The sequence below is a fragment of the Rhodococcus zopfii NBRC 100606 = JCM 9919 genome (assembly GCF_001895025.1).
GTDB classification, from domain to species: Bacteria; Actinomycetota; Actinomycetes; order Mycobacteriales; family Mycobacteriaceae; genus Rhodococcus; species Rhodococcus zopfii.
In genome coordinates this window covers 111,993-137,266 of sequence record NZ_BCXI01000010.1, presented here as the reverse complement: position 1 = coordinate 137,266, position 25,274 = coordinate 111,993, and the positions used below count along the sequence as shown (strand labels likewise).

The following is a 25,274-nucleotide window of genomic DNA, read 5'->3' as shown; positions in this document are numbered from 1 at the left end:
TCGCCGACAGGGTTCTCCTGATGGCGACGGCTTTCCTAGTGTGCAACCGCCTTCTCGACACCGACACCGGTGAGCGAGCGGACCTCCATCTCGGCCTGCTTGAACGGGTCCTCCGTCTTGCGGCGACCGACGTAGGTGCCGACGATGCCGAGAACGAACGCCAGCGGGATGGACACGATGCCCGGGTTGGACAGCGGGAACAGTGCGAAGTCGGCGGTCGGGAACATCGACGAGGGCTTGCCGGACACCGCCGGGGAGAACACGATCAGAAGCAGACAGCTGATCAGGCCGCCGTAGATGCTGAACAGTGCGCCGGTGGTGTTGAACTTCTTCCAGAACAGCGAGTACAGCAGCGTCGGCAGGTTCGCCGAGGCAGCGACCGCGAAGGCCAGCGCAACCAGGAAGGCGATGTTCTGGCCCATGGCCAGGATGCCCAGCACGATCGACACCAGGCCGATGACGACGACGGTGATGCGCGAGACCCGCACCTGCTCGTCCTCGGTTGCGTTACCGCGCTTGATGACACTGGCGTAGATGTCGTGGGCGAAGGACGCCGACGCGGTGATCGCCAGGCCCGCGACGACCGCGAGGATCGTCGCGAACGCGACCGCGGAGATGATCGCCAGGAACAGGGTTCCGCCGAGTTCGAAGGCCAGCAGCGGAGCCGCCGCGTTCTCCTTGCCGGGGGCGCTCAGGATGACGTCGGGACCGACCAGCTTCGCCGCGCCGTAGCCGAGGACCAGGGTGAACAGGTAGAACGCGCCGATGAGGCCGATCGCCCAGGTCACCGAGCGGCGAGCTTCCTTCGCGGTCGGCACCGTGTAGAAGCGCATGAGCACGTGCGGCAGGCCGGCGGTGCCGAGGACCAGGGCGATACCGAGCGAGACGAAGTCGATGCGGGTCATGTCGCTGATGCCGTACTTGGCACCCGGGGCGAGGATGTCGCGGCCGGCGACGGCCGCATCCGTCGAGCTCGATGCCATGGCCTGCGCGTCGGCCAGCAACTGGGAGAAGTTGCCGCGGACCGCCAAGAGCACGAGGACGAACATGATCCCGGCGCCCGCAATGAGCAGCACGGCCTTGACCATCTGCACATAGGTGGTGCCCTTCATGCCACCGATGAGCACGTACACGATCATGAGCACCCCGACGACCGCGACGACGATCGCCTGACCGGCCTTGTCGTGAATATCGAGCAGCAGGGCAACCAGGCCGCCGGCACCGGCCATCTGGGCGAGCAGGTAGAACAGCGACACCGCGAGGGTGGACAGCGCCGCCGCCATGCGTACGGGACGCTGCTTGAGACGGAAGCTCAGCACGTCGGCCATCGTGAACCGCCCGGTGTTGCGCAGCAGTTCGGCGACGAGCAGCAGCGCGACGAGCCACGCAACGAGGAAGCCGATGGAGTACAGGAAGCCGTCGTAGCCGTAGACGGCGATGGCACCGGCGATGCCGAGGAAGGACGCGGCCGACAGGTAGTCACCGGCGATCGCGAAACCGTTCTGCGGGCCGGAGAACTGGCCGCCGCCGGTGTAGAAGTCGGAGGCCTTCTTGGTGGTGCGGCTGGCCTTGATGACCAGTCCCATGGTGACGACGACGAACGCGACGAAGATCGCGATGTTGATCAGCGGGTTGCCGACATCGGCCGACCCACTCTGCGCGAGAACGGTCACTGTGCCGGTCCTTCCAGCTCTTCACGGATCGCGGCGGCCCGGGGATCGAGCTCACGTCCGGCGAATTTCACGTACACGGCGGTGATCACGAACGTCGTCACGAACTGACCGAAGCCCAGGATCAATCCGAGATTGATGTTGCCGATCACCTTCGTCGCCATGAAGTCGGCGGCGTACGTCGCGAGCAGCACGTATACGCCGTACCAGGCGAGGAAGAACACTGTCACCGGGAACACGAACCGCCGCAGGCGGCTACGCAGTTCCTGGAATTCCGGACTCGCCTGCATCTCGACGAAGTCCTGGGGTGTGGGTTCGCGGCGCACCGGCGCTTGGCTCCCACTCTTGACTGTGGTCACTGCCGACTCCTCGGTCGTGTGAGTTGTGATGATCACAGACGGTAGTGAGACGACGGTCACATGCATAAGGAGTGCGGGCGCATCGCACGCCGAGCTGTCGTGCGATGCGCCGAGCGGTCGGCTCACCGCGACGAGCGGTGCCGCCGATCCGCTGAACCGGGTGCGCCCGAACCCGACTCGCCCGCACCGAACGCGCCCGCGTCGAACGCACCGATCTCACGGTCACGGCCCATACCGAGCCGTTCCGGGACGTGCATGCGCGAGAAGGTGCGGCCCACGTCCGCGGGAACCGAACGGCGCGTGACGAGGCTGACCAGCACCATCGTCAGGAAAGCCAGCGGCACGCTCACCGCGGCCGGGTAGCCGACGAGCACCTCGAGCCAGCCCGCGCCGCGTTCCGGATCGACGGGGGCGAGCACCACCACCATCGCCGCGATCCCGGACACCAGCCCCCCGAGCACCATGCCCGCGGCGGCCCCGGCTGCGGTCAGCCCCCGCCACCAGATGCCCAGGACCAGCAGGGGGCACAGCGTCGACGCCGCCACCGCGAACACCAGCCCCACCGAACGCGACAGGTCCAGCGAGGTCACCGACAGCGACAACGCCAGCGGCACCACTCCGGCGAGCACCGCCGCAATCCGGAAATCCCGCACCCGGCCGCGCAGCACATCCGTCGACAGCACGCCCGCGACACTGACCAGCAGCCCCGACGACGTGGACAGGAATGCGGCGATCGCACCGGAGGCGACGAGCGCCGCGAGCAGCTGCCCGCCCCACCCGGACAGCACCGATCCCGGCAGCAGCAGCACCGCTGCGTCCGAGCGCCCGGTGATGAGCAGCTGCGGAACGTACAGTCGCGCGAACACACCGAGCAATGTCGGGAACAGGTAGAACACCCCGACCAGGGCGATCACGGCGAGCGAGGTCACCCGCGCGGTGCGGCCGTCGGGATTGGTGTAGAACCGCACGAGCACGTGCGGCAGGCCCATGGTGCCGAGGAACGTCGCGAGGATGAGCGAATACACCTGGAACATCGGGTAGTCGCCGCCGAATCCGTTGCCGGGCGACGCCCACGAGTCGTTGTCCGCGGGCGCACCCGCCACCACCGGAACGGGTGAACCGGCGTCGAGCACCAGTTCGGTGCCCGACGACAGCTCGTGCTCACCCGGCGCGAGCAGCACGGGCCCCGAGACCGGCCGGCCGTCGACGTGTCCGGTGACGGTCACCGGCAGCGGCTCACCGACCTGCACGATCACGTCGGTGGTGATGTCGACGGTGGTGCGGTCGGTGACGGTCGGCGGCACCGGTTCGGACACGGCCCGGTCGTCGGCGAAAAAGTACACGGTGAGCACCAGCGCCGGCAACGCCACCGCCGTGAGTTTGAGCCAGTACTGGAATGCCTGCACGAACGTGATCGACCGCATGCCACCACCGACGACGTTGCCGACGACGATCGCCCCGACCGCGGCCACACCCACCCATTCGGGCAGCCCCAGCAGGATGTTCAACGTCAGTCCCGCACCCTGGAACTGCGGCACCAGATACAGCACACAGATGACGGCGACGACGATCATCGCCAGCGTGCGCAGCCAGCGCGCCCCGAGCCGGAACTCGGCGAAATCCGGCACCGTGTAGGCGCCGGATCGGCGTAGCGGTGCCGCGACGAACAGCAGCAGGCCCAGATAGCCCGCGGCGAAACCCACCGGATACCACAGGGCGTCGGCCCCGTACTTCGCGACGAGCCCCGCAACGCCGAGAAACGATGCCGCGGAGAGGTATTCACCGGCGATCGCGGCGGCATTCCAGCGCGGCCCCACGGTGCGCGATGCGACGAGGAAGTCGGAGGTGGTACGCGCCAGGCGAACACCGTAGATCCCGATCGCGACGGTCGCGGCCGCGGCGGCGATCAGACCGATGACAGTGAGGACGGGAATCGATCCGGTATCCATCGCGGCTCAGTCGTCGGTCAGATCGGTGAAGTCCTGCTCGTTGCGTTCGGCCAGGCGCACGTAGAGCCACGCGATGCCCAGCAGCACCGGATAGCCGACGATGCCGAGCAGCAACCACGGCAGCCGCATCCCCAGCACGGTCACCTCCGCGAGCGAGGGGACCACAGCGAACAGCACCGGCAGCGCACCGAGCACACACACCGCGACGAGCGCGAACCGCAATGCGAGCCCGAGCTGCGCCCGGACCAGGCCGCGCACCATCGCGTCGCCGATCTGGGTCTGCTGCTGCACCTCGACGCGGGTGCGGACCATGCGGGCCCCGCGCCGCTGCGCGAGCACCACCCGTTGCCGCGGCGGCGGGCCGTCGCTGCTCATCGGGACGTCCAGGTTTGCATGGGACCGCGGATGAGCCGGTCCTTGAGTTCACGGGTGTGCCGGCGGCTCACCGGAAGCTCCACCACCTGCTGGTCCCCCTCCGGCCGCAGGCACACCACCAGACCCGATCCGACGCTGCGGATGCCCGTCACCAGCGGCAGCGCCACCAGGAACGACCGGTGCACGCGGAGGAACCCGGCGTCCGCCCAGCGGCTCTCGAGCGTCGAGATGGGGATGCGCACCAGGTGCGATCCGGTCGCGGTGTGCAGGCGTGCGTAGTCGCCGTCGGCCTCGACCCACCGCACCGAGGAACGTGGCACCAACGTCGTGACCCCACCCAGTTCGACGGGGATCACCTCGTCGGACGCGGCCGGTGCCGGGGTGTTGTCGGCGCCGGCACGGCGTCGTTCCGCGATCCGCCGCACCGCCTCGGCGAGCCGTTCCTCGCGCAACGGCTTGAGCAGATAGTCGACCGCGCCCAGATCGAACGCCGCGACCGCCCGGTCGTCGTGCGCGGTCACGAACACCACCGACGGCGGCTGCGCGAAATTGCGGAGGATCCCGGCCAGCTCGAGCCCGTCGAGACCGGGCATGTTGATGTCGAGGAACACCGCGTCGATACCGCCGTCGCGCAGCAGCCGCAGCGCGGTGGTCGCGTCGCCCGCAGTGTGGACCGAGCCGATCTCGTCCCGTCGGCGCAGCAGGTAGGCGAGCTCGTCGAGGGCCGGCGGCTCGTCGTCGACCGCCAGCACGGTGAGGGTGTCCGGATTGTCGTTCACAACGGAATCATCGTGCCATGCCCCACGGCCGGTCACGGCCGGATCCCCGGCCGGAACTTCGGCACCCGCATGCTGACCTTGGTCCCTGCGCCCGGGGCGGTCTCGACGACCAGGCCGTAGTCGTTGCCGAACGCCGCCCGCAACCGGTCGTCGACGTTCGCCAAACCCACATGCGCAGACTCCTTGACGCTGCTGTCCTCCCTGTCCGCGACCGCGTCCAGCGAGCCCGAGCGCAGCAGTTCCGGGTCCATGCCGATGCCGTCGTCCTCGACACTGATCACGCAGTCGGTGCCCTCGTCCGCGGCGACGATTCCGATGGTGCCGGCGCGGGTCGGCTTCCCGGCGATTCCGTGCCGCACCGCGTTCTCCACCAGCGGCTGCAGGGCCAGGAACGGCAGCACCACACCGAGTACCTCGGGAGCGATCTGCAGCCGCACGTCGAGAGCATTGCCGAACCGGGCGCGCTCGAGGGTGAGGTACCGGTCGATGTTGCGCAGTTCGTCGGCGAGCACCGTGTACTCCCCCGCGGACCGGAACGAATACCGGGTGAAGTCCGCGAACTCCAGTAGCAGCTCGCGGGCGCGATCCGGGTCGGTACGCACGAACGAGGCGACGGTGTTGAGCGCGTTGTAGATGAAGTGCGGGCTGATCTGGGCGCGCAGCGCCCGGACCTCGGCACGGTCGAGCCGCGCGCGGGACGCGTCGAGCTCGGCGAGTTCGATCTGGCTGCACGCGTAGCCGGCGACCTCGGCGAGCACCCCGAGCATCGCCGGGCCGGGCTCGGTGGTCGTGACGACGCCGAGCACCCCGACCACGCCGACGTTGTCGATGATCAGCGGCTCGGCGATCACCGCGCGCGCCGCGATCTCTTCGGGTCCACGCGCCAGGTCCCCGTGACCGACGAGCACGCGGCGTTCGCCCTCGATCGCGCGGGCTGCGGCATCGTGCATCTGGTGGGCGAGACCCTCGTACAGCCCGTGCCAGGCGAGCCGGTTGCCGTCGGCGTCCAGCAGCGCCACCGCCTGCGCACCGGTGAGGGTTCGCAGGTGCGGCGCGGCCTCCTCCGCGGAGGTCGCGTCGAGTCCGCGGCGCAGGGGTCGCGCGGCGAGTGAGGCGGTGTGCAGCGTCGCGTGCACGGCGCGTTCGGCGGGGGTGGTGACGACTCGCCGGGTGCGTGCCCACACCGCGCCGATGCCGCCGACGACGAGCGCGGCCAGCACCGCGAGCACGACGACGACGGTGCCGGTCACTGCCCGCTCATCCGGGCCGGGCGCGGCGTCCGGGGACGCTCGAACAGGATGGTCGCGGTCATGCTTACCAACCTAGAGCCCGGGGCCGGTCAGGCGGGTCGTGCGCGCGCGGAACCGACGAGCGGAACCGGTTCCCGCATCGGCGCCAGTGCACCCATCGAGAAGGTCCGGCGGCGCTGCAGCACGGTACCGACCGGCCGCACCGCGAACGTGACGGTCACATCGCACTCCCCGAAACGCAGGGCTGTCAGCGCGCCGGATTCGACGACCGCGACGACACCGTGGAGTTCGTATTCGGCGGTCAGGTCGATGTCGATACGCCCGACCGGTACGCCGTCCAGGCTCAGCTCGACGAACGGATGCTGAGTCGAGGTGATGCGCGTACTATCCAGCGGCACAGCCTGTTTCCCGCCGCCGAGGGACGCGGTGGCCGCGTCGCGCAGTCGGCGATAGCACTGCCAGCCCTGCGCGAACAGGTCCTCGAGTCGGACCTCGAACAGATCGGCGATCGCGGTGGCCACCTCGGCATCGACCGCGGCGAGCATGTCCGGGGTGATCGCGTTCAGCGCCCTCACCGCGGCACGGACCGCGCCGAGTCGGCCGAGGACGTCGGCTACCGCCGCGGCCGACCGGTCCGGCGGGACGCCCGGCAGCAACACGGTGCGCGCGGTGATCGGGTTCGGATCGGTCATGGGGTGTCTCCTGTCACCTGTGTGTCCCACGGGCGGACACGAAAGTCGATCCCGACCGTGGGGCCCGCGCGGCCCTCGGCCGTGGTCTGCGGATTCCGGTCGGGCCGGGCGACCGCGCGCACTTCCCGAGCCCTGCGCGCGGGCCGACGTCCATCCGGCCGGCGAAGCCGGGTGACGAGCACCGCCGCGGCGAGTGCGCCCGCCCCGGCGCCGAGTCCGGTCAATGCCACCGTGGCCGTGCTCTTCGGCGCCGGAGGGTCGGCCGAGGCGGTGGGCGGGTCCGGCGGCGCGGCGACCGTGATCGGCGATCCTTCCGATACCGTCACTGTTTCGGTGACCGTCCCCGGCGGCTGCGTCCTGTCCTCTGTCACTGTCTCGGTGACGGTTTGGGTCGCGGTCGCGCCCACGTCGACCGTCTCGGTGACCGTCGTCGTCTCGGTCGTGGTCTCGAATACCGTCGTGGGTACGTACACCGTCTCGGTCTCGTACACCGTTGTGGGCACGTACACCGTTTCGGTCACCGTGGTGATTTCCCCACTGCCGCAGCATGATCCCGAGTCCGGGTCCGGCGGGTCCTGTGCACCGGCGCGGGTTGCGCCGAGGAACACGAGACCGAGCGCCGCCACGCCCATGCCGATCGCGGCAGCTGTTCCGCGCCGCCGCCCGCTCGTCGTTCCCGTATTTCGCATGTCCCCAGCGTCTTCCTGCGACGTCCGAGGCGCACGCGTAGTGGACTACTCGAATCCTGCCGGGCAGGTCACGTCCGGCCGCGGCGGTCGATCCGTTCCTCGGCGGCGGCTTCCTCGACGTCGAGGCTTTCGAGCTCGACGCGCAGGGTTTCGTCGTCGAGGGTGCCGTCGTCGCGCGCGGCGATCAGGGCGGTGCGCTGTGCGCGCAGGATCGATCGCCGGAACTCGTCGAACAGTGCGCCCGCGTCGAGGTTGCGGTCGTCCTCGTTCTCCGATTCGACGGCCTTGGCGTCGACGCGGGCCTGGATGGATCGGCGGACCCGTTCGAGGATGCGGCGCACGGATTCGGCGTCGAACCCGGACGGCGGCTTCTCCGCGAGGTTGTGGAGCTCGCCCTCTGCGGCGGCGGTGACGATGGATCGGGCGAGCTCGCGCTGTTCTTCGGTGCGGAGCCGCTCATACGGGTCGGTGACGTCGAGCCTGCGGATCAGTGCCGGCATGGTCGCACCCTGGATGAGCAGGGTGCCGACGGCGACGACCAGGGCGATGAGGTGGATGATTTCGCGGCCCGGGAACGGTTCGCCGGACGCGAGCAGCAGGGGAACACCGCCGGCGGCGGCGAGTGTCACCACACCGCGCATGCCGGCCCACGACACCACCAGATGTTCGCGGAAACTCAACGGGTCGCGGCCGAGCCGTGCCAGCCCGGCATCGCGGGTGACGCGGCGACGCCCCCAGTTCAGCAGACCCCACGCGGGCCGGACCGCCATGACCAGGACGAGCACCGCGACCGAGTAGAGCAACACGACGACGACGTCGTAACCGTTGTCGGTGACGTCGTCGAGGACGAATTTGAGCTGCAACCCCATGTAGGCGAAGACGAACATCTCGAGCAGGATGTCCAGGCTCTCCCACACATAGCGTTCCTGGATGCGGGTGTTCACCGAGGCGTCGGTGGCACGGTGCCCCATGTAGAGGCCGGCGGCGACGACGGCGAGCACCCCGGATGCGTGGATCTCCTCGGCGACGAGATAGGCGGTGAACGGAAGTACCAGTCCCAGGGAGGTTTCCAGCGGCGAGTGGTACATGCGGCCGCGCACCTGGTGCACGATCACGGCGAGCACGAGTCCGATCACGACACCGCCGACCACCTCGTAACCGAAGAACACGACCGGGGAGTCGAAGAACACCCGGGTGTCGGCGACCGCCGACACCGCGACCGTGAAGAGGGTCAGGGCGGTCGCGTCGTTGACGAGCCCTTCCCCGGTGAGGACCGCGATGACACGTTTCGGCAGTCCGAGTTTCTGCCCGACCGCGACGGCGCTGACCGCGTCGGTGGGGGCGACGACCGCGCCGAGCACGAGCGCCGCACCGAACGTCAGCTCCGGCACGAGCCAGTTCGCGAAGAACGCGACCGCGAACGCGGTCGCGAGGACGGTGAGAATGCCGAGCCGCAGGATCGGCGACAGGTAGCGCCGGAAGGTGGGGACGGAGAACCGCAACGCCGCCGAATACAGCAGTGGCGGAAGCACGACTCCGAGGATCACCTCGGGTCGCAGTTCCAGCCGGGGCAGCCCGGGGATGAACGACGCGGCGGCACCGATCGCGACGAGCACCAGCGGGGCCTGCAGGTTACGGCGTGTCGCCAGCCCGGTGACGGCGATGGCGGCGATGACGACGAGCAGAATCCAGGTCCCGTTCACGGCAACGATTCTGCTCCGTCGCTGCCGCGGTCGCGGTCGGCCGCGACGGTCACGGGGCTGGTTCGACGGTGTTCGCGCAGCTAGTGGACACGCGCGCACGTCCGTGCGTATGCGTGTGTCCGACGGCTGTGCAACTCACGCGCACGACGAGGCCCTGCACGTTGTCCGAGAAGCCCGCGGAACCCTGCCACACCGGCCGCGGGCTCGACGGGCCTGCTACCCCGCGCCCGGTCCCGGCGGGGGCCCGGGCGGAGATTCGGGGCGGGGTCGCGGCTGAGGTCCCGGCGTCTGGTCGTCTGCCGCACCGATGTGTTTCTTCGCCGCGTCCTGCGCCTTGTCGACGTGCTGGGCGTATTTGCCACCGGTCATCCGGTCCACCTGGTCGCCGGCCTTGTCGATGGCCGAGCCGACCTTGTCGGGATTCTGGGCGGCGTAGTCCTTGCCCTTGCCGACCAGGCCCTTCAACGTGTCGATGAATCCCATCTGCTGTCCTTCCGTCGACGCGGACGGTTGTCGCCGGGTTCTCGCGATACGGCGGTCAGTGTACTCCCGGGAGCAGGTCGTCCGGCGCGGCGAACAGGCGACGCTGCTCCCCGTGCAGACGTCCGGTGACCCACCACGAGACCTCCACCAGGAACACACCGACGGCGCCGCACACGAACGCGATCGTCGTGTACCCGATGTCCGACGGATCCAGCGCGAAGAACTCGCGGCAGAACGGCACCGTGAACAGGATGACGTAGCCGAGCACGGACCCGATCAGCAGCACGATCTTCCACAACTGATACGGCCGGGCGACGACTGCGAGTACCCACAGAGCGATCATGATCAGAGTGATCAGCGCGGACGTCCCGGCCTGGATCTTCTGCTGCTCGGTCTGCTCGGGACCCCCGTACACCAGCACGTAGCAGACGAACGTCGCGACCCCGATGATCACGCCCGACGGGATCGCCAACCGCATCACGCGAGGCACGAACCCGGACCGGGCCCGCTCGTTGTTCGGTGCCAGCGACAGCAGGAAGGCGGGGATGCCGATGGTGAACCACGCGGCGATCGTCACGTGCCGCGGCAGGAACGGGTACGGCAGCGGATCGAAGTCGAACAACTGCGACAACACCCCGGAAACCCCGACGAAGAACGCCAGCAGCACCGAGTACACGGTCTTGGTGAGGAACAGGTTGGAGACTCGTTCGATGTTGCCGATGACGCGGCGACCCTCGCCGACCACGTACGGCAGGGTCGCGAACTTGTTGTCCAGCAACACGATCTGCGCGACCGCCCGGGTCGCGGGGCTACCCGAGCCCATGGCGACTCCGATGTCGGCGTCTTTGAGGGCCAGCACGTCGTTGACGCCGTCGCCGGTCATCGCGACAGTGTGCCCACGCGACTGCAACGCCCCGACCATCGCGCGCTTCTGATCGGGCCGCACCCGGCCGAACGTGGTCGCGGAGGCGACGGTGTCGGCGAGCCGATCCGGGTCCTCGGGCAGGGTGCGTGCGTCGACCGGCCGCTCGCCGTTCGCCAGGCCCAGCGACGACGCGACCGCGCCGACGGACACCGCGTTGTCACCGGAGATGATCTTGACGTCGACCTGCTGGTCGGCGAAATACTCGAGGGTCTCCCTCGCATCCGCCCGCACCCGCTGTTCGAGTACGACCAGCGCCTGCGGGGTGACGGTGCCCGGCGCGGCCGCGTCGTCGACGGGGCGGTCGCTACCGGCGAGCAGCAGCACCCGCAGCCCCTGCGCGCCGATTTCCTCCGCCCTCCGGGCGGTGTCGGATGCCGGATCGAGCAGCACGTCGGGGGCACCGAGCAGCCAGTTGCCGTGCGCGCCGTAGGACTGGCCGCTCCACTTCTTCGCCGACGAGAACGGCGCGATCGCGGTCGCCGCGCCCCACCCGGGATCGTCGGGCAGGGCCTCCTTGATCGCCGCGACACTCGCGTTCGGGCGCGGATCGTCCCCTGCCATCGCCGCGAGTGCCGCGCGGACGGTGTTCTCGTCCGCACCGTCGGCCGGGACGATCTCGGCCAGTCGCATCCCGTTCTCGGTCAGGGTTCCGGTCTTGTCCGCGCACACCACGTCGACACGGGCCAGTCCCTCGATGGCCGGCAACTCCTGCACGAGGCACTGGCGCTGTCCCAGCCGGATCACCCCGACAGCGAACGCGATCGACGTCATCAGCACGAGGCCCTCTGGAACCATCGGCACCAACGCGGCAACCATGCCGCTCAACGCGGGCCGCAACGACTCGCCGCTCGAGAACAGCTGGTTGTAGATGATGAGCAGACCCGCCGGGATCATCAGGTAGGTGATGAACTTCAGGATCTTGTTGATGCCGGCCATCAGCTCCGAATGCACCAACGTGAACTTGCTGGCCTCGTCGGCAAGCCGCGCCGCGTAGGCGTCGCGGCCGACTCTCGTCGCGCGGTAGGCACCGCTGCCCGATGCGACGAAACTCCCGGACATCACGGTCGCGCCGGGCTCCTTGTCGACGTTGTCGGACTCGCCGGTCAGCAGCGATTCGTCGAGCTCGAGGCCCTCGGATTCGACGACGACACCGTCGACGACCAACTGGTCGCCGGGACCGAGTTCGATGATGTCGTCGAGGACCACCTCGCGCGGCGCGAGCTCGGCGGACCGGCCGTCACGCCGCACGACCGGTTTGGCCTGGCTGACGATCGCGAGCTTGTCCAGAGTCCGCTTGGCGCGGACCTCCTGGATGATGCCGATGCCGCTGTTCGCGACGATCAGCAGGCCGAACATGCCGTCGATGATCGAACCGGTGGCGAGCACGATGAGCAACAGCACACCGAGGATCGCGTTGATCCGCGTGAACACGTTCGCGCGGACGATGTCCTTGACGGAACGGGACGCGCGGTCGGGGACATCGTTCGTCTCCCCCCGCGCCACACGTTCGGCGACCTGCTCGGTGGTCAGGCCGCCGACTACATGGCCGGCATCGGCCACAACCGCCTCACCGGCTCCGGCCACCGCGGTGGGCTCTTCAGCTGACATGGAGAACAGGCTATGCCAGCGCCGGTCGCCGCGATCGCGCACCGACCGGTGAGGTCACATCGTCATGCGTTTCGTCATGGAACCGGCCCGGGTACCCGCCGCAGCATGACATCTCTGAAGGCACTCGCCCTGGTGTGCACGCTCAAACCCTCCCCGGCTGCGTCGAGCAGCGATCTGATCACCGAGCATGTGCTCACCGAGTTCGGCAAGTACGACGTGACCGGTGAGACGATCCGGCTGGTCGATCTCGACATCCGTCCCGGCGTCGAAGCCGACATGGGGAACGGCGACCAGTGGCCCGAGGTCCGCCGGCACATCCTCGATGCCGACATCCTGCTCGTCGCGACCCCGACCTGGCTCGGCCAGATGTCGAGCGTCGCCAAACGCGCGCTCGAACGACTGGACGCCGAATTGTCCGAGACCGACGACGAGGACAGTCCGATCCTGTTCGGGAAGGTCGCGGTCGCGGCGGTGGTCGGCAACGAGGACGGCGCCCACGCGATCGTCGCCAGTCTGTTCCAGGGACTCAACGACTGCGGGTACACGATCCCGGCGCAGGGTTGCACCTACTGGAACGGCGAGGCCATGACGCCCGGCGACTACAACGATCTCGATTCCGTGCCCGACGCGGTCGCCTCGGCCACGGCAACCCTCGCCCGCAACGCCGCGCATCTCGCCCGCGCATTACGGGTGGGACCGTATCCGTCGGCCGAGTGATCCGGGTGCCGAGGGCCGGCCTCGCCGCTACTCCGGCTCCCCGCCCTCGGCACCCGCCCGGTGCGCCGGACCTGTCGCCTCGTAGCCGCCGTCGGTGCCCACTCCGCCGTCATCGGGCGCGACGTCTTCGTCCTGTGGGGTTTCCTCGGGGTCGGGTGCCACCTTGTGGAAACCCTCGTCGTCGTTGTCGTGCTTGCCGGACGTGTTCATGTTGCTCCTTCTCACCGGCGCGCACCCGCGGTGCGCGTGACCTCGAACTGCACGCCGAAGTTGTCGAACGTGTAGGGCAACGGACGGTCCGGCACCGGCACGGGCTCGGACACGACCCGGAAGTCGGCGGCGGCGAGCAGGCGGACCAGGAGGGTGCTGGTCACCAGCAGCACCAGGTTCCGGCCGGGGCACACCGCGGGTCCCGCGCTGAACGGCACCACTTCGGGATGCATCTCCGCGCGCCCGTCCAGCCACACCTCGGGGACGAATTCGTCGGCGAACGGCACGGTGTCCCCATCGCGATGGAAGCCGGGGGTGAGGATCGCGAAGCCGGTACCGGCGGGGATGCCGAACCGTTCCCCGTCCGGGCCCCACGCCGTGTCGCGAATGGAGTCCCGCAGGATCATCGGCGTGGTCGGCCACAGCCGCAGCGATTCGAGCACGGCGGCCCGCACATACGGATAGGGCTGGGGGGTGCCGGGGTCGCTGCCGGCGATCTCGGCCCGTGCCCTCTCGCGCTGGCCGGGGTGACCGGCGAGCAGCGCGAGCGTGCGTGCCGAGGCGATGCCTGCGGCATCGAACGCGAACAGCCAGTGCGGGATCTGGCCGACCGGATCGGTCGCACCTCCGACGGGCAGCGCTGCGAGAGCTCCAACGAGCGACCCCGGTTCGGCGCGGTCCACATAGCGGTACAGGTCTTCGATGAAGCGGTCGCGCAGTCGGCTTCGTTCGGGGATGAAGTAGGACCAATTGCCGTTGGCGCGAAGCTTTTTCAACCTGTCGGTGACGCCGGTGTCGTCGGCGGCGGACGGACCGAGGACGACCTGGCGCACCATGCGCCACCACGCTCGGGTGAACTCGTCGTTGTCGAGTGTCCCGGAGCGGATCGCCGTTTCGAGCAGGGTGCTCACCTCCCGGTCGACGACCTCGACGATCGGTTCGGCCAGGCGATGCAAGGTGTGCGCGGTGTCCAGCGCCTGTTCGTTGAGTTTGCGGCGTTCGGTGCGGATATGCCCCTGGGAGATGAGAACGCCGTGCGGTTGGAACGGCGAGAGTGCACCCTTCTTCTCCCGGGTGGCGGGGTCGAACGGGTCGGGCGAATCCGCGAGGATCCTGCCGACGTCGGCGGGGTCGAGCACCACAGCCACGCGACGGCCGGGCAATTCGACCTGCAGGGGCCCGGAACCGTGCTCCTCGCGCAACCGGCGCAGGACGTGCACTGCCGACGCGTCTGCACCGAACCGTTCCAGCAGCGCCATAGATCTGGGCCTGCGGGCGATGACACCGGCCGCGACAGACGGGAAACCGAGGGTCGCGATGAGACGCAGCGCCCGGAGGCCGCTCACCGTAGGGCCGGTCCCGGACGTCGAATGTGCGGTACCTGCGGTTGTCGACATGACGGACTGGTACCCGCTCCCGGTCCCCGCGAAACGGTCGCGAACGCGAAAAAGACAAGCGTACTTGACGCAGAATGACAAGAATGCTTGACTTCGAAGGGTGCCAGCGACACCGAGAGGCAACCGAGTCCGCGAGTTCCGCAAGCACTTACGGATCACCCAAGCCGAACTGGGCACGGAGGTCGGCGTCAGTCGCCAGAGCATCGTGTCCACCGAGAAGGGCGACTATGCGCCGAGCGTCTACCTAGCATTGCGACTCGCCCGCACCCTCGGCACCACCGTCGAAGACCTGTTTCCGCTCACCGAGGAGGACCCTTTATGACCGCGTTCATCAAGGCCGCCCGTGCGATCGGGGATCTCGACGACGACTTCTACCGCGACGAACGTCAGCGCGACGTCTGGAACGAAGCGTCCGCGGTGGGATTCCAGATGGTCCAGTGGATCGCCCTCCTCGCCGCGGCCGTCCTGCCGTGGGCCGCCGGACGCGTCGGCGCGTGGATCGCTCTCGGCATCATCCTCGCGTGGATGGCCGTCTCGATCGCCACCACCAGCTACGCACGCAGCCAGGACGTCGACGTGTACACCTCGGCCAAGAAGTGGCGCCCCCGCGCAATTCTCGCCGCCGCCCTGTACATCGCGGGTGTCGTCGGGATCTACGCGCGCCTGTCCACCCCGCTCGACCAGACTCCCGAAACCTGGTTCGGCATGATCGTCGGCGGAATCTGCGGCGTGGCAGTGGTATTCGCCCTCGCCACCTGGCGCAGGCGACGCGACGCGCGCCGCGTCGCGGAAGAGGAAGCGCGCGACGCCGAAGGAATGTGAACCTCGTCCGACCTCGGCGTGGTGGCGAGCGGGATGTTCTTGTCAGACCCTCGCGCTATTGTTCGAACATGCTTTCGAACCAGGTGGGAGGGGACACGGTCGAGGCGCGGTTGACCGCCCTCGACGCCGCGGTCGACGGCCTGCTCGACGACGACCTGTCCGGTCTGTCCCGCGACGACATCGTCGACGTCCTGCAACGCCTGGAGACCTCGCTGCGCAAGGCCGCGGCGGTCGGGCACCGGCTGGTCGTCGAAACCACCGAACGCATGATCCCCGGGCATCTCGGCTGCCGATCGGTCCACGACCTCCTCATCGGCACCCTGCGGATCTCCGCGGCCGACGCGGCCCGGCGGGTCAAGGGCGCGAAGAAGACCGGCACCTGGCACGGCCTCGACGGCGAGGAGGTGGAACCGAAACTGCCCGCCACCGCCGCCGCCCAACGCGCCGGGGCGATCGGACCCGAGCACGTCGCCGCGGTCGCGAAGATCCTGCGCAAGGTCCCCTACGGGGTCGGGTTCGACGAGATCAGCGTCGCCGAGAAAATCCTGGCCGACGCGGCCTGCTCGGTCACCCCCGAAGACCTCGTGAAACTCGGCGTGCATCTGCTCGCGTATCTCGCCCCGGACGGGGACGTCCCGGACGAGAAGGAACGCAAGCGTCGGCGTGGTCTGCGGATCGGCAAACAGGGTGTCGATCTCATGACTCCGATCTCCGGGTTGCTGGATCCCGAGACGCGAGCCTTGCTCGAACCGGTACTCGCGAAACTCGCCCGGCCCGGCATGAACAACCCCGACGACCCGGACTCACCGCGCGGGGACGTCGACTCCGAGACCCTGGACCGCGATGCCCTCGCGAAGGCCGCGGCCCGCGACACCCGCACCGCGGTGCAACGTAACCACGACGCCCTGAACGTCGCCCTGCGGCAACTGCTGTCGTCCGGTGTGCTCGGCAGTCACCGCGGACTGCCGGTGACCGCGATCCTGACCATGTCGGTGAAACAGGTCGAAGACGAAACCGGGGTGGTGACCACCGCGTCCGGCGGGTTGGTGCCGATCCGCGACGCGCTGCGCATGGCCGAGACCGCCCATCCGGTGCTGGCAATTTTCGACCACCACGGCCGGCCGCTGCATCTCGGCCGCGCGAGACGGTTGGCGTCGGCGGATCAGCGGCTCGCGTTGATCGCCGCGTCCGGTGGCTGCACCCGACCCGGCTGCGACGCGCCCGCGACCCTGACCGCGGTGCATCACATCACCGAATGGCAGGCCGGCGGACCCACCGACATCACCAACGAGGACCTCGCCTGCGACGCCTGCCACGCCCTGGTGCACGACGGACCCGGCGGCTGGGAAACGAGGGTCGCACCGGCAGGGTCGGAGCATCCGGGTCGCACCGAGTGGATTCCGCCCCCGCACATCGACCCGGAACGGACACCGCGGGTCAACCACCGGCACCACCTCGGGGACCTGCTGTCCGCGGCGTTGGCGCACTACCGTGCCCGCCGCGACACCGAGCTGCGGGAACACCGGCGACGGTGGCTGCGGGAACCGGCCGGAGATACCGGTGACGGCGAGGTTCCGTAGCGGATCACCGGTCCAGGAATCAACCTTCTAGGCCAGCACGGCGTCGAGTGTCTTCTTCAACGCCGACGGCTGCGCCGGTGATCTCGGCGCCTCCTTCTTCAGCTCCAGCATCTCAGCACCGATCTCCTGCAGCTTCTTCCGGCCGAGATGCTCACGAACCTGCGGGAACCACTCGTCCTCTTCCTCCTCGATGTGGTGTTCGACGTTCTCGATCAGCACGGTGGTCTTGGCATCGAAACGCTCGTCCGACGGCGACATGGCAGCCAGCTCGGTTACGAGCACATCGGCGACATGGTGTTCCTCGTAGGATTCGAGGACATCATCGTCGAGTTCCGGGACGAGATCGCGGACCTTCGGATACATACACTCGTTCTCGATGTAGGTGTGCACGGTCAGCGCCTCGATGATCTTGTCGACGAGCCGCCCCTTCTCCTTCTGCGCGTTCTCGCCTGCACTGCGGAAGGCACGAAACAACTTTCGAATCTCCTTGTGATCATCCTTCAGAATCACGATGGCGTCCGTCGACATCAAAACCTCCTCGAGCCGGGTTGACAGTGGCTGATACCCAAGGCGGGACTCGGGCAAACGACACGTCGCCGGAACGGAACCGATGCGACCCCGTCCGCGTCCAACCCTGTAGACGCGCTACTGCAACCAAGGAACCGATGACCCCAGACAAGCCCGGAATCGCCGCCTCACTGTGCGGGCTCGCCCTGCTCGCAGCGTGCACCACCTCCGTGCCCGGCACCGCGGTCCCACCGAGTCCCGTCGATGGTCTCTTCGTGTCCTGCACCATCCCGGACGACGCACTCGCCGCCGCCGGCCTCGACCCGGCCTCGGAGAGCGTCGGTTTCGTCGGCGAGCAGTTCACCCATGCGAAGCTCTGCAGCTGGGACGGCCCCTGGTACAACATCGGCATCTTCGCCATGACGGACACGATCGAACAGATCCGCGCCCATCCTCGGTACACCGGGTTCCGCGACGTCGCGATCAACGGCCGCGACGCAGTGCTGTTCCGAAAGGCGTACGACCCTCGAGACGAGCTCTGCTTCCTTGGATACTCAACTCGCCGCGGCACCATCCTCTTCCATGGGATCGAAAGTGCACTCGTAGAGGATGGCGGCGACATCTGTGTCGTCGTCACCGAGGCCGCGCGCGCCCTCGATCGCCACATTCCCAACTGAGAGGAACACACATGTCGGAACCGGTCGGGCCGGAAACATTCCGCCGACTCGTCGAAGCCGCCGAATCCGGACAGCTCTATCTCGAGCCGGACGCAACCGAGAACTGTGTCAAAGCCTGCGACACCTTCCTCGAAGCTCTCCAGTTCATACGGAACTCCTGTTCAGAACTCGAGGTATCGGCGGCGTTCGGGCACCTGCCCTCCGCCCACGCTCTCGGCTTGAAATTCGACGCCAAAGCCACCGGCCCGGGCGGCCTCTCCGACGTCCTGCAAACCCACATCGACACCGTCACCCAGATGCGCGCGATGTTCGCCGCCGCCGGCAAGGCCTACCGCGAAGCCGACCACGAAACCCTCACCGCTCTGCGGGAAGCGTCCGGGTAGAGGTCCCCTCAGCCAAGTGCCACCCACCACGGATGCTGAGCGCCGGGCCGGAGAGCGTCGACGCGTTGACCCGGCATCGGGACCGCCGTCGCAACCCCCGCTTCCCGGGCGGCGGGCAACAACCGCGCGATCGGTTCGGACCACGCGTGGAAGGCCAGATTGAAGGTGCCCCAGTGCACGGGCACGAGAAGGCTGCCCGGACGGTCGGCGCAGCCGAGGTCGCCGTGGGTCCGGACAGCTTCCTCGGGGTTCATGTGGACGTCCGGCCAGCGACGGTCGTAGGCGCCCACGGGCAGCAACGTCAGGTCGAACGGGCCGTACCGGTCACCGACGTCGGCGAACCGTTTCGTGTATCCGCTGTCGCCTCCGAAGAACACGCGCCGGGTCGGGCCGGCGATGACCCACGACGACCACAGGGTGATGTCGCGTGCGAATCCGCGACCGGAGAAGTGCCGGGCCTCGGTGCACGTGATCGTCAGCGCCCCGACCTCGGCGTGCTGATCCCAGTCGAGCTCGACGATCCGCTCCTCCGGTACCCGCCATCGGCGCAGGTGCGCACCGACACCGAGCGGAACCAGGAACCGGATGTCGGGTTGCGTGGCGGCCAGCATCTCGATGGTGCGGCGGTCGAGGTGGTCGTAATGATCGTGGGAGATGACGACTGCGTCGATGCGGGGCAGTTCGGCGAGCTGCACCGGCACCGGGTGCATCCGGGCGGGCCCCACCGTCGCCGACGGCGACACCCGGTCGCTCCACACCGGGTCCGCGAGGATGCGATGCCCGTCGATCTCGACGAGCGCACTGGAATGCCCGAACCAGGTGACCGCGAGATCGGCGGCCTCCACGGGCGCGAGCGGCGCCGCGAGCGGCACATCCACGCGGGGTGTGCCGACGGATCCGCGGGTGAGCAGTTCCCGCAGCAAGCTCCCGCCGTCCTCGGGGCCGAGCATGCTGCTCGGCTCCGAGTTGTGGAACCGGCCGTCGCGGTATCGAGGCGAACCCGCCGCGTACGGCCGGATGTCGGCGGCGGACGCTCCGATCGAGGTCGGGAGGCCGCGCGCGGCGCGCGCCACCCACAGCAATCCGGCTCCGGCGAGGGCGGACGAGGCAGCCTGCTTGACGCTCACCACACCACTCTAGGTGCGGTCGGCTACTTTCCGCGGAACACCGGGTCGCGCTTTTCGGCGCGCGCCGCCCGCGCCTCCTGCGCGTCCTCGCTCAGCCACGCGTCGGCCAGTGCCGACATCTGCTCCGGCGACGGCTCGTCGCGGGTGTGATCGTCGTTGAGGAACAGCTTCATCGCGCGCAGCGAAAGCGGCGCCAGCGTCGCTATCTCCTGTGCCCATGCCTGCGCGGCGCCGAGATCGCCGATCCGGTTTGCCAGGCCCCGCGCGAGCGCCTCGTCGGGGTGGATCGACTCGGCGGCGAGAAACACCGACCGCGCGGCTCCGCCCCCGATGAGCGTGGCCAGCCGACGGACCGTCCACCGGTCCACCGAGATCCCGAGCCGGGCGGCGGGCACCGCGAACCGGGCTTCGGGAGCGACCACTCGCAGGTCCGATGCGAGGGCGAGCTGGGTGCCGGCTCCGATCGCGGGACCGTTGACGGCGGCGATCACCGGGATCGGCGCGCCTTCGATGGTCGTGAGCATCTCGGTGAGACTGTCGAGGAACCCCTCGGCGTAGACGTCGCCGGACAGATCGGCGCCCGCGCAGAACGCCGACCCTTCACCGGTGAGAACCACGACTCGCGCATCGTCCTCGACGGCCTGCTCTATGCCTTCGCGCAGCTGCACGCACAACTCGGTGTTGAGCGCGTTCCGCCGCTCCGTGCGCTGCAGTTTCATCGTGACGACGTCACCGTCGCGGCTGATCCCGATCATGCTCGTGCCTCACCTTCCGATCGTGGCGCAGGCATCATCCCATCCGGGCGGGGCCGCGCGTTCCGCGCGGTCTCGATCGATGCCGGCGGTAGGATCGTGAGCGACAATAATGGGGAGCGGATCGGCCGGCTGCACTCCCAGGAGTGGTAATGGACCCACGGATTCCCGATGTGAACACGGTCAGGATGGCGGTGGACCTCGCCTGCCGTGCGCCGTCGGTGCACAACAGCCAGCCGTGGCGCTGGACGTACACGGACGGACGCCTCGACCTGTTCAGCGACCGCAGCCGGCTGTTGCCGTCGATAGATCCGACGGCCCGGCAGCTCGTGCTGAGCTGTGGTGCCGCCCTGCATCACCTGCAGGTCGCGGCCACCGCGTTGAAGTGGTCCACCGAGATCGACCGGCTGCCGATGGGAGAACATTCCAACCATCTGGCCAGCATCAGATTCAGTCACGGAGCGCGCCCGGCGTCACACGACTTCGATCTCGTGGCGGCGATCCGCAGGCGTTACTCCGACCGCAGGCCGTTCGCGCCGCCGTCGACCGGCACCGGCTTCCCCGGACCGCTCAACGAGATGCTCCGACCCGGGACGCAACTGACGGTGCTTCCGCAGGATGCTCGCCCCGTCCTCGGCGCCGCCACCGAACTCACCGCAGCGCTGCGGCGCTACGACAGCACCTATCAAATGGAAATTCATTGGTGGGCCGGTCATTCCGCCGATTCGGTCGGCATTCCTCCGGACGCGCTGGCCACAGCGGAGCAGAGCGCACGCGTCGAGATCGGCCGCTGGTTCCCGCCGGGTAGCCGCTCCTCGACCGGCGCGCCGGGTGCCGACCACTCGACCGTCGTGGTGATCAGCACCGAAGGGGACGGTCGCGAGGACTGGCTGCGGGCAGGTGAGGCGCTGTCGGCGGTGCTGCTCGAGGCGACCGCCGACCGACTCGCCACGTGCCCGCTCACCCACCTGACCGAGTTCGGGCAGAGCCGGGAGATGATCCGCACGCTGCTCCCCGGCAACGGGTGCCCGCAGGCCCTGGTCCGGATCGGCACGACAGCGCCGGAGGACCGCCCGAAGCCGACGCCGCGGCTGCCCACGGATTCGGTGCTGACGGTGAACGCCCGACGCGCGTCGCGGTGAATCAATCCGATTACATTGCAGGAGCAAAGGTTTCAGATCGTCACTCGCCCGGTTCGGGCTCGGTGCGGCCGGCCTTCGCCGGACGGCCGGGCCGGCGGATCTTCTCCGCGTGACCCGGCATCCGGCCGGCCTCGGTCAGCGCGCGGCGCAGCAGGAACTCGATCTGCGCGTTGGTGCTGCGCAGTTCGTCGCCCGCCCACTTCGCCAGCGCGTCGTGGACAGCCGGGTCGAGCCGCAGGAGCAGCTTCTTGCGTTCGGCCATGCCGATCGAACCTAACTACTGGTAGAGCGAACCGGTGTTGACGACCGGCTGGGCACCCTGGTCACCACAGAGTACGACGAGCAGGTTGCTGACCATCGCGGCCTTGCGTTCCTCGTCGAGCTCGACGGTGTGCTCCTGTTCGAGCTGATCGAGTGCGGCACCGACCATCCCGACCGCACCCATGACGATCTGCTCCCGCGCCGCGATGACCGCGCCTGCCTGTTGGCGACGCAGCATCGCCTGCGCGATCTCCGGCGCGTAGGCGAGCTGGTTGATGCGCGATTCGACGACGTGGACACCGGCCGAGCGAACGCGCTCGGCGACCTCTTCGGACAGCTTGGTGGTGATCTCGTCGGCGTTCTGACGCAGCGACATTTCGTCGGCGCCCGCGTCGTAGGGATAGCTGCCGGCGATGTGGCGGACGGCGGCTTCGGTCTGGACCGCGACGAACTCCTCGAAGTCGTCGACGTCGAAGACGGCGCGGGCGGTGTCCTGGACCTGCCACACGATGACCGCCGAGATCTCGATGGGGTTGCCGTCCGCGTCGTTCACCTTCGCCTTCCCGGTTTCGAGATTGCGGATGCGGGTGGAGATCTTGCGGCGCGTGTTGAGCGGGTTCATCCAGCGCAGCCCCGGTTCGCGGAGGGTGCCCGAGTAGGAGCCGCCGAGCAGCTGCAGCACCCGCGCCTGGTTCGGTTCGACCAGGACGAGACCGGCCAGGGCGACGACCGCGAGCACGGCCGGGACGACGCCGGCGACGATCAACGGAACGTTCGTCCGTGTCGCGCCCAGCACGATCAGTCCGATTCCGGCCAGTTCGACGACGAGCCCGATGCCGAGCACCAGCCATCCATTGGAGGAACGCCCGGGGCGTTCGGTGATCGTCGATTGTGTTGCGGCCATGGCGCGCTCCCGTCGTCGTACCTCAGTAATGCGATATTAAATTGATATCACATTAATTGCCGTGGTGCGGATCGCGCGGTGGGCCGCCCCGGCAGGGGGCATCATGGGTGCCACAGACGAGCCCACCACAGGGAGAGACACGATGACGACCGGCGATCCCGACACGTCCGTGGACGTCGTCGTGATCGGAGCCGGCCAGGCCGGGCTGTCCGCCGCCTACTACCTGCAGAAGTTCGGCAAGGACCCGGACCGCGGCTTCGTGGTGCTGGACAGGTCGTACGGACCCGGCGGGGCATGGCAACACCGCTGGCCGTCCCTGACCCTCGATACCGTCAACGGACTCCACGACCTGCCCGGATCGTCCTTCGCCGAGGCCGTCGACACCACCGACGGGACGGTCGCCGCCGCAGAGGCGGTGCCCGAGTACTACCGCGCCTACGAGCGGCAATTCCACCTTCCGGTGCGCCGGCCCGTCCAGGTGATCGTCGTGTGCGACCGCGGCGAATACCTGCGTGTGGAAACCGATCACGGCGTGTATGCCGCGCGCGGCATCATCAACGCGACCGGAACCTGGGAGCACCCGTTCGTGCCGTGGTATCCCGGTGCCACACGGTTCCGCGGTCGGCAACTGCACACCAAGGACTACCGGACCGCCGACGAATTCGCCGGTGAACACGTCCTCGTGGTCGGCGGTGGCATCTCCGCGGTGCAATTGCTCGACGAGATCTCCCGCGTCACCGACACCACCTGGGTCACCAGACGCGAACCCGCTTGGCGGGAAGAGAAATTCAGTCCCGAGATCGGGCGGGCCGCGGTCGCGCTCGTCGAGGACCGGGTCCGGCACGGCCTGCCACCGGGATCGGTGGTATCGGTGACCGGACTGCCCCTCACCCCGGCGATCCGCGCCGCCCACGAACGCGGTGTGCTCGAACATCTTCCGATATTCTCCGAGATCACCGAACACGGTGTCCGATGGCCGGACGGACGACAACTCGACGTCGACGTGATCCTGTGGTGCACCGGATTCCGGAGTTCTCTCGACCATCTGGCACCGCTCGGTCTGCGCAACCCCGGCGGCGGAATCACCATGACCGGCCGGCTCGCGACGCAGGTCGCCGCCGATCCGCGCATCCACCTCGTCGGATACGGTCCGTCGTCGTCGACGATCGGCGCGAACCGTGCCGGCCGGGCCGCGGCCCGCGAACTCGTCGACCACCTCGACGAACAGGCCCGCGCGAGGTGAGGGCACCCGGTTCGATGCTGCTGGTCGTCGCCGCGACGGCCGCGAGCCTGACCCTGTCGGCGCCGGCCGCCGTCGAAACGGTCGTGCCTCCCCCGCCGCCACCGGTTCCAGCGGAACCCCCGACCGCGGAGGAACTCGCGGCCCGGATCGTGCCCGCCGTCGTTACGCTCACTGCCACCGACGGCTGGACGGGGGTCGCGGGGACCGGCATCGTGCTGACGCCCGACGGTCTCGTGCTCACCAACCACCACGTCGTCAGCGGCGCCGACGAAATCACCGCCATCAGCGCAGCGACGGGACTGACGTACGACGTCGCCGTCAACGGATACGACCGCGCCCACGACATCGCGGTCGTGCAGCTGGGCAGCGCCCAGGATCTGCCGGTCGCGACGCTCGCCGATGCTCCCGGGCCGGGGGTGGGTTCGTCCGTCACCGCGTTCGGCAACTCCGACGGCGGCGGGGTGGTGGTCGCCGCGCCCGGCACGATCGTCGCGACCGGGCGGAACGTGCTGGTGCGGGATTCGGTCGACGGTTCGCGGCACCGGTTGACCGGGATGTTGCAGTCGGATGCGGCGATCCGGCCGGGCGACTCCGGTGGTCCGCTCGTCGACGCGTTCGGCGCGGTGGTGGGGGTGAACACGGCGGGCGCGGTCGGAGAGGACCCGGCCGACGCCCCCACCGCCCCGGAGGCCTATGCGGTGCCGATCTCCGCCGCAATGGAGATCGTCGAGCAGATCCGCTCGGGTGCCGGCGGCGGCACGGTGCATGTCGGCCCGACACCGCTGCTCGGGGTCACCGTCACCACGGTCCGCGAGGGCGGTGAGGACCGCGGCGCGGAAGTGCTGTGGGTGTCGTTCGATTCGCCGGCCGAGGCCGCCGGACTCGACATCGGCGACGTCATCACCTCGTTCGACGGCAACCCCGTCGCCTCGCACGGCGACCTCGAAACCCTCCTGATGACGCGCCGACCCGGTGACACCGTCGAGATCGGCTGGCGCAACAAGACCGGTGCCCGGCAAACCGCGACGGTTGCGGTCGAGTCCGGTCCCGTGCGCTGACTCGCCGGGAGC

General features: G+C 68.9%; 27 protein-coding genes. 9 read left to right on the top strand and 18 right to left on the bottom strand.

Going from position 1 to position 25,274, the window contains the following annotated elements; genetic code table 11:
• Positions 1-35 precede the first annotated feature (35 nt).
• The 11 genes from RZ1_RS07040 to RZ1_RS06990 all read right to left on the bottom strand — a co-directional run bounded on the left by RZ1_RS07040 (position 36) and on the right by RZ1_RS06990 (position 12,482).
• Complete coding sequence (locus RZ1_RS07040; protein ID WP_072810444.1) at positions 36-1,673, bottom strand: monocarboxylic acid transporter; 1,638 nt, start codon at positions 1,671-1,673, stop codon at positions 36-38.
• Complete coding sequence (locus RZ1_RS07035; protein WP_238071810.1) at positions 1,670-1,960, bottom strand: DUF485 domain-containing protein; 291 nt, start codon at positions 1,958-1,960, stop codon at positions 1,670-1,672. The genes RZ1_RS07040 and RZ1_RS07035 overlap by 4 nt, the downstream gene beginning before the upstream one ends.
• Before the next feature lie 191 nt (positions 1,961-2,151).
• Entirely contained in the window at positions 2,152-3,978 is a 1,827-nt protein-coding gene (locus RZ1_RS07030; protein WP_072810443.1) for a sodium/solute symporter, read from the bottom strand.
• Between the two features lie 6 nt (positions 3,979-3,984).
• Positions 3,985-4,353, bottom strand: a complete 369-nt coding sequence (locus tag RZ1_RS07025) for a hypothetical protein (RefSeq protein ID WP_072810441.1) — start codon at positions 4,351-4,353, stop codon at positions 3,985-3,987.
• A complete protein-coding gene (locus RZ1_RS07020) occupies positions 4,350-5,132 on the bottom strand; it encodes a LytR/AlgR family response regulator transcription factor (RefSeq protein ID WP_072810440.1) in 783 nt (260 codons plus the stop codon). Before RZ1_RS07020 ends, RZ1_RS07025 begins: the two co-directional genes overlap by 4 nt.
• Before the next feature lie 32 nt (positions 5,133-5,164).
• Complete coding sequence (locus RZ1_RS07015; protein ID WP_072810438.1) at positions 5,165-6,382, bottom strand: sensor histidine kinase; 1,218 nt, start codon at positions 6,380-6,382, stop codon at positions 5,165-5,167.
• An 89-nt stretch (positions 6,383-6,471) separates the two neighbouring features.
• Entirely contained in the window at positions 6,472-7,074 is a 603-nt protein-coding gene (locus RZ1_RS07010) for a hypothetical protein (RefSeq protein ID WP_072810436.1), read from the bottom strand.
• Positions 7,071-7,763: a hypothetical protein gene (locus tag RZ1_RS07005; protein ID WP_139281785.1), complete on the bottom strand. Its 693-nt coding sequence runs from the start codon at positions 7,761-7,763 to the stop codon at positions 7,071-7,073. The genes RZ1_RS07010 and RZ1_RS07005 overlap by 4 nt, the downstream gene beginning before the upstream one ends.
• A gap of 68 nt (positions 7,764-7,831) precedes the next feature.
• On the bottom strand, positions 7,832-9,466 hold the full coding sequence (locus RZ1_RS07000; protein WP_072810432.1) for a Na+/H+ antiporter: 1,635 nt from the start codon (positions 9,464-9,466) through the stop codon (positions 7,832-7,834).
• Positions 9,467-9,682: 216 nt separating this feature from the next.
• Positions 9,683-9,949 carry an antitoxin gene (locus RZ1_RS06995; protein WP_072810431.1) on the bottom strand — a complete coding sequence of 89 codons (267 nt, stop codon included), beginning with the start codon at positions 9,947-9,949 and terminating at the stop codon, positions 9,683-9,685.
• A gap of 55 nt (positions 9,950-10,004) precedes the next feature.
• Entirely contained in the window at positions 10,005-12,482 is a 2,478-nt protein-coding gene (locus tag RZ1_RS06990; RefSeq protein WP_072810654.1) for a cation-translocating P-type ATPase, read from the bottom strand.
• A gap of 105 nt (positions 12,483-12,587) precedes the next feature.
• Here RZ1_RS06990 and RZ1_RS06985 point away from each other — a divergent pair, with 105 nt between their 5' ends.
• Positions 12,588-13,199, top strand: a complete 612-nt coding sequence (locus RZ1_RS06985; RefSeq protein ID WP_072810429.1) for a flavodoxin family protein — start codon at positions 12,588-12,590, stop codon at positions 13,197-13,199.
• 27 nt (positions 13,200-13,226) lie between these two features.
• Here the strand turns inward: RZ1_RS06985 and RZ1_RS06980 are convergent, their stop codons facing one another.
• The gene (locus RZ1_RS06980) at positions 13,227-13,409 is read right to left on the bottom strand and encodes a hypothetical protein (protein ID WP_072810427.1); all 183 of its coding nucleotides are present in this window, start codon (positions 13,407-13,409) and stop codon (positions 13,227-13,229) included.
• Between the two features lie 11 nt (positions 13,410-13,420).
• Positions 13,421-14,806 (bottom strand): cytochrome P450, encoded by a 1,386-nt coding sequence (locus RZ1_RS06975; protein ID WP_072810425.1) that lies wholly within the window; start codon positions 14,804-14,806, stop codon positions 13,421-13,423.
• Between the two features lie 100 nt (positions 14,807-14,906).
• On the opposite strand from RZ1_RS06975, the gene RZ1_RS06970 reads away from it, so the two are divergent.
• From RZ1_RS06970 to RZ1_RS06960, 3 genes are all read left to right on the top strand, one after another.
• Positions 14,907-15,128, top strand: coding sequence for a helix-turn-helix transcriptional regulator (locus tag RZ1_RS06970; protein ID WP_072810424.1), 222 nt, complete (start codon positions 14,907-14,909; stop codon positions 15,126-15,128).
• Complete coding sequence (locus RZ1_RS06965) at positions 15,125-15,628, top strand: DUF2029 domain-containing protein (protein WP_072810422.1); 504 nt, start codon at positions 15,125-15,127, stop codon at positions 15,626-15,628. The genes RZ1_RS06970 and RZ1_RS06965 overlap by 4 nt, the downstream gene beginning before the upstream one ends.
• Before the next feature lie 68 nt (positions 15,629-15,696).
• On the top strand, positions 15,697-17,208 hold the full coding sequence (locus tag RZ1_RS06960; protein WP_072810420.1) for an HNH endonuclease signature motif containing protein: 1,512 nt from the start codon (positions 15,697-15,699) through the stop codon (positions 17,206-17,208).
• 27 nt (positions 17,209-17,235) lie between these two features.
• On the opposite strand, the gene RZ1_RS06955 is transcribed toward RZ1_RS06960, so the two are convergent.
• The gene (locus RZ1_RS06955; protein ID WP_072810418.1) at positions 17,236-17,736 is read right to left on the bottom strand and encodes a hemerythrin domain-containing protein; all 501 of its coding nucleotides are present in this window, start codon (positions 17,734-17,736) and stop codon (positions 17,236-17,238) included.
• A 137-nt stretch (positions 17,737-17,873) separates the two neighbouring features.
• Here RZ1_RS06955 and RZ1_RS06950 point away from each other — a divergent pair, with 137 nt between their 5' ends.
• Together RZ1_RS06950 and RZ1_RS06945 are read left to right on the top strand one after the other, a co-directional pair.
• The gene (locus RZ1_RS06950) at positions 17,874-18,392 is read left to right on the top strand and encodes a DUF3558 domain-containing protein (protein WP_072810416.1); all 519 of its coding nucleotides are present in this window, start codon (positions 17,874-17,876) and stop codon (positions 18,390-18,392) included.
• 11 nt (positions 18,393-18,403) lie between these two features.
• Positions 18,404-18,775: a hypothetical protein gene (locus RZ1_RS06945; protein WP_072810415.1), complete on the top strand. Its 372-nt coding sequence runs from the start codon at positions 18,404-18,406 to the stop codon at positions 18,773-18,775.
• 8 nt (positions 18,776-18,783) lie between these two features.
• On the opposite strand, the gene RZ1_RS06940 is transcribed toward RZ1_RS06945, so the two are convergent.
• A complete protein-coding gene (locus tag RZ1_RS06940) occupies positions 18,784-19,902 on the bottom strand; it encodes an MBL fold metallo-hydrolase (RefSeq protein WP_072810652.1) in 1,119 nt (372 codons plus the stop codon).
• A 23-nt stretch (positions 19,903-19,925) separates the two neighbouring features.
• On the bottom strand, positions 19,926-20,657 hold the full coding sequence (locus RZ1_RS06935; RefSeq protein WP_072810413.1) for an enoyl-CoA hydratase: 732 nt from the start codon (positions 20,655-20,657) through the stop codon (positions 19,926-19,928).
• Positions 20,658-20,806: 149 nt separating this feature from the next.
• Between RZ1_RS06935 and RZ1_RS06930 the strand changes: the two genes are divergently transcribed.
• On the top strand, positions 20,807-21,796 hold the full coding sequence (locus tag RZ1_RS06930) for an Acg family FMN-binding oxidoreductase (RefSeq protein ID WP_072810411.1): 990 nt from the start codon (positions 20,807-20,809) through the stop codon (positions 21,794-21,796).
• Between the two features lie 40 nt (positions 21,797-21,836).
• Here the strand turns inward: RZ1_RS06930 and RZ1_RS06925 are convergent, their stop codons facing one another.
• Positions 21,837-22,058, bottom strand: a complete 222-nt coding sequence (locus RZ1_RS06925) for a type II toxin-antitoxin system antitoxin (protein WP_072810409.1) — start codon at positions 22,056-22,058, stop codon at positions 21,837-21,839.
• Positions 22,059-22,073: 15 nt separating this feature from the next.
• Entirely contained in the window at positions 22,074-22,961 is an 888-nt protein-coding gene (locus tag RZ1_RS06920; protein ID WP_072810408.1) for an SPFH domain-containing protein, read from the bottom strand.
• 142 nt (positions 22,962-23,103) lie between these two features.
• Here RZ1_RS06920 and RZ1_RS06915 point away from each other — a divergent pair, with 142 nt between their 5' ends.
• Entirely contained in the window at positions 23,104-24,204 is a 1,101-nt protein-coding gene (locus RZ1_RS06915) for an NAD(P)-binding domain-containing protein (RefSeq protein WP_072810406.1), read from the top strand.
• Positions 24,205-24,218: 14 nt separating this feature from the next.
• Positions 24,219-25,262, top strand: a complete 1,044-nt coding sequence (locus RZ1_RS06910) for a S1C family serine protease (RefSeq protein ID WP_072810404.1) — start codon at positions 24,219-24,221, stop codon at positions 25,260-25,262.
• Positions 25,263-25,274 lie beyond the last annotated feature (12 nt).

Coding starts and splice junctions, on each gene's coding strand:
- RZ1_RS07035 (WP_238071810.1), bottom strand. CDS start 1,960: ATGCAGGCGAGTCCGGAATTCCAGGAACTGCGTAGCCGCCTGCGGCGG.
- RZ1_RS07030 (WP_072810443.1), bottom strand. CDS start 3,978: ATGGATACCGGATCGATTCCCGTCCTCACTGTCATCGGTCTGATCGCC.
- RZ1_RS07025 (WP_072810441.1), bottom strand. CDS start 4,353: ATGAGCAGCGACGGCCCGCCGCCGCGGCAACGGGTGGTGCTCGCGCAG.
- RZ1_RS07010 (WP_072810436.1), bottom strand. CDS start 7,074: ATGACCGATCCGAACCCGATCACCGCGCGCACCGTGTTGCTGCCGGGC.
- RZ1_RS07005 (WP_139281785.1), bottom strand. CDS start 7,763: ATGCGAAATACGGGAACGACGAGCGGGCGGCGGCGCGGAACAGCTGCC.
- RZ1_RS06995 (WP_072810431.1), bottom strand. CDS start 9,949: ATGGGATTCATCGACACGTTGAAGGGCCTGGTCGGCAAGGGCAAGGAC.
- RZ1_RS06990 (WP_072810654.1), bottom strand. CDS start 12,482: ATGTCAGCTGAAGAGCCCACCGCGGTGGCCGGAGCCGGTGAGGCGGTT.
- RZ1_RS06985 (WP_072810429.1), top strand. CDS start 12,588: ATGACATCTCTGAAGGCACTCGCCCTGGTGTGCACGCTCAAACCCTCC.
- RZ1_RS06980 (WP_072810427.1), bottom strand. CDS start 13,409: ATGAACACGTCCGGCAAGCACGACAACGACGACGAGGGTTTCCACAAG.
- RZ1_RS06975 (WP_072810425.1), bottom strand. CDS start 14,806: ATGTCGACAACCGCAGGTACCGCACATTCGACGTCCGGGACCGGCCCT.
- RZ1_RS06965 (WP_072810422.1), top strand. CDS start 15,125: ATGACCGCGTTCATCAAGGCCGCCCGTGCGATCGGGGATCTCGACGAC.
- RZ1_RS06960 (WP_072810420.1), top strand. CDS start 15,697: ATGCTTTCGAACCAGGTGGGAGGGGACACGGTCGAGGCGCGGTTGACC.
- RZ1_RS06955 (WP_072810418.1), bottom strand. CDS start 17,736: ATGTCGACGGACGCCATCGTGATTCTGAAGGATGATCACAAGGAGATT.
- RZ1_RS06950 (WP_072810416.1), top strand. CDS start 17,874: ATGACCCCAGACAAGCCCGGAATCGCCGCCTCACTGTGCGGGCTCGCC.
- RZ1_RS06945 (WP_072810415.1), top strand. CDS start 18,404: ATGTCGGAACCGGTCGGGCCGGAAACATTCCGCCGACTCGTCGAAGCC.
- RZ1_RS06935 (WP_072810413.1), bottom strand. CDS start 20,657: ATGATCGGGATCAGCCGCGACGGTGACGTCGTCACGATGAAACTGCAG.
- RZ1_RS06930 (WP_072810411.1), top strand. CDS start 20,807: ATGGACCCACGGATTCCCGATGTGAACACGGTCAGGATGGCGGTGGAC.
- RZ1_RS06925 (WP_072810409.1), bottom strand. CDS start 22,058: ATGGCCGAACGCAAGAAGCTGCTCCTGCGGCTCGACCCGGCTGTCCAC.
- RZ1_RS06920 (WP_072810408.1), bottom strand. CDS start 22,961: ATGGCCGCAACACAATCGACGATCACCGAACGCCCCGGGCGTTCCTCC.
- RZ1_RS06915 (WP_072810406.1), top strand. CDS start 23,104: ATGACGACCGGCGATCCCGACACGTCCGTGGACGTCGTCGTGATCGGA.
- RZ1_RS06910 (WP_072810404.1), top strand. CDS start 24,219: ATGCTGCTGGTCGTCGCCGCGACGGCCGCGAGCCTGACCCTGTCGGCG.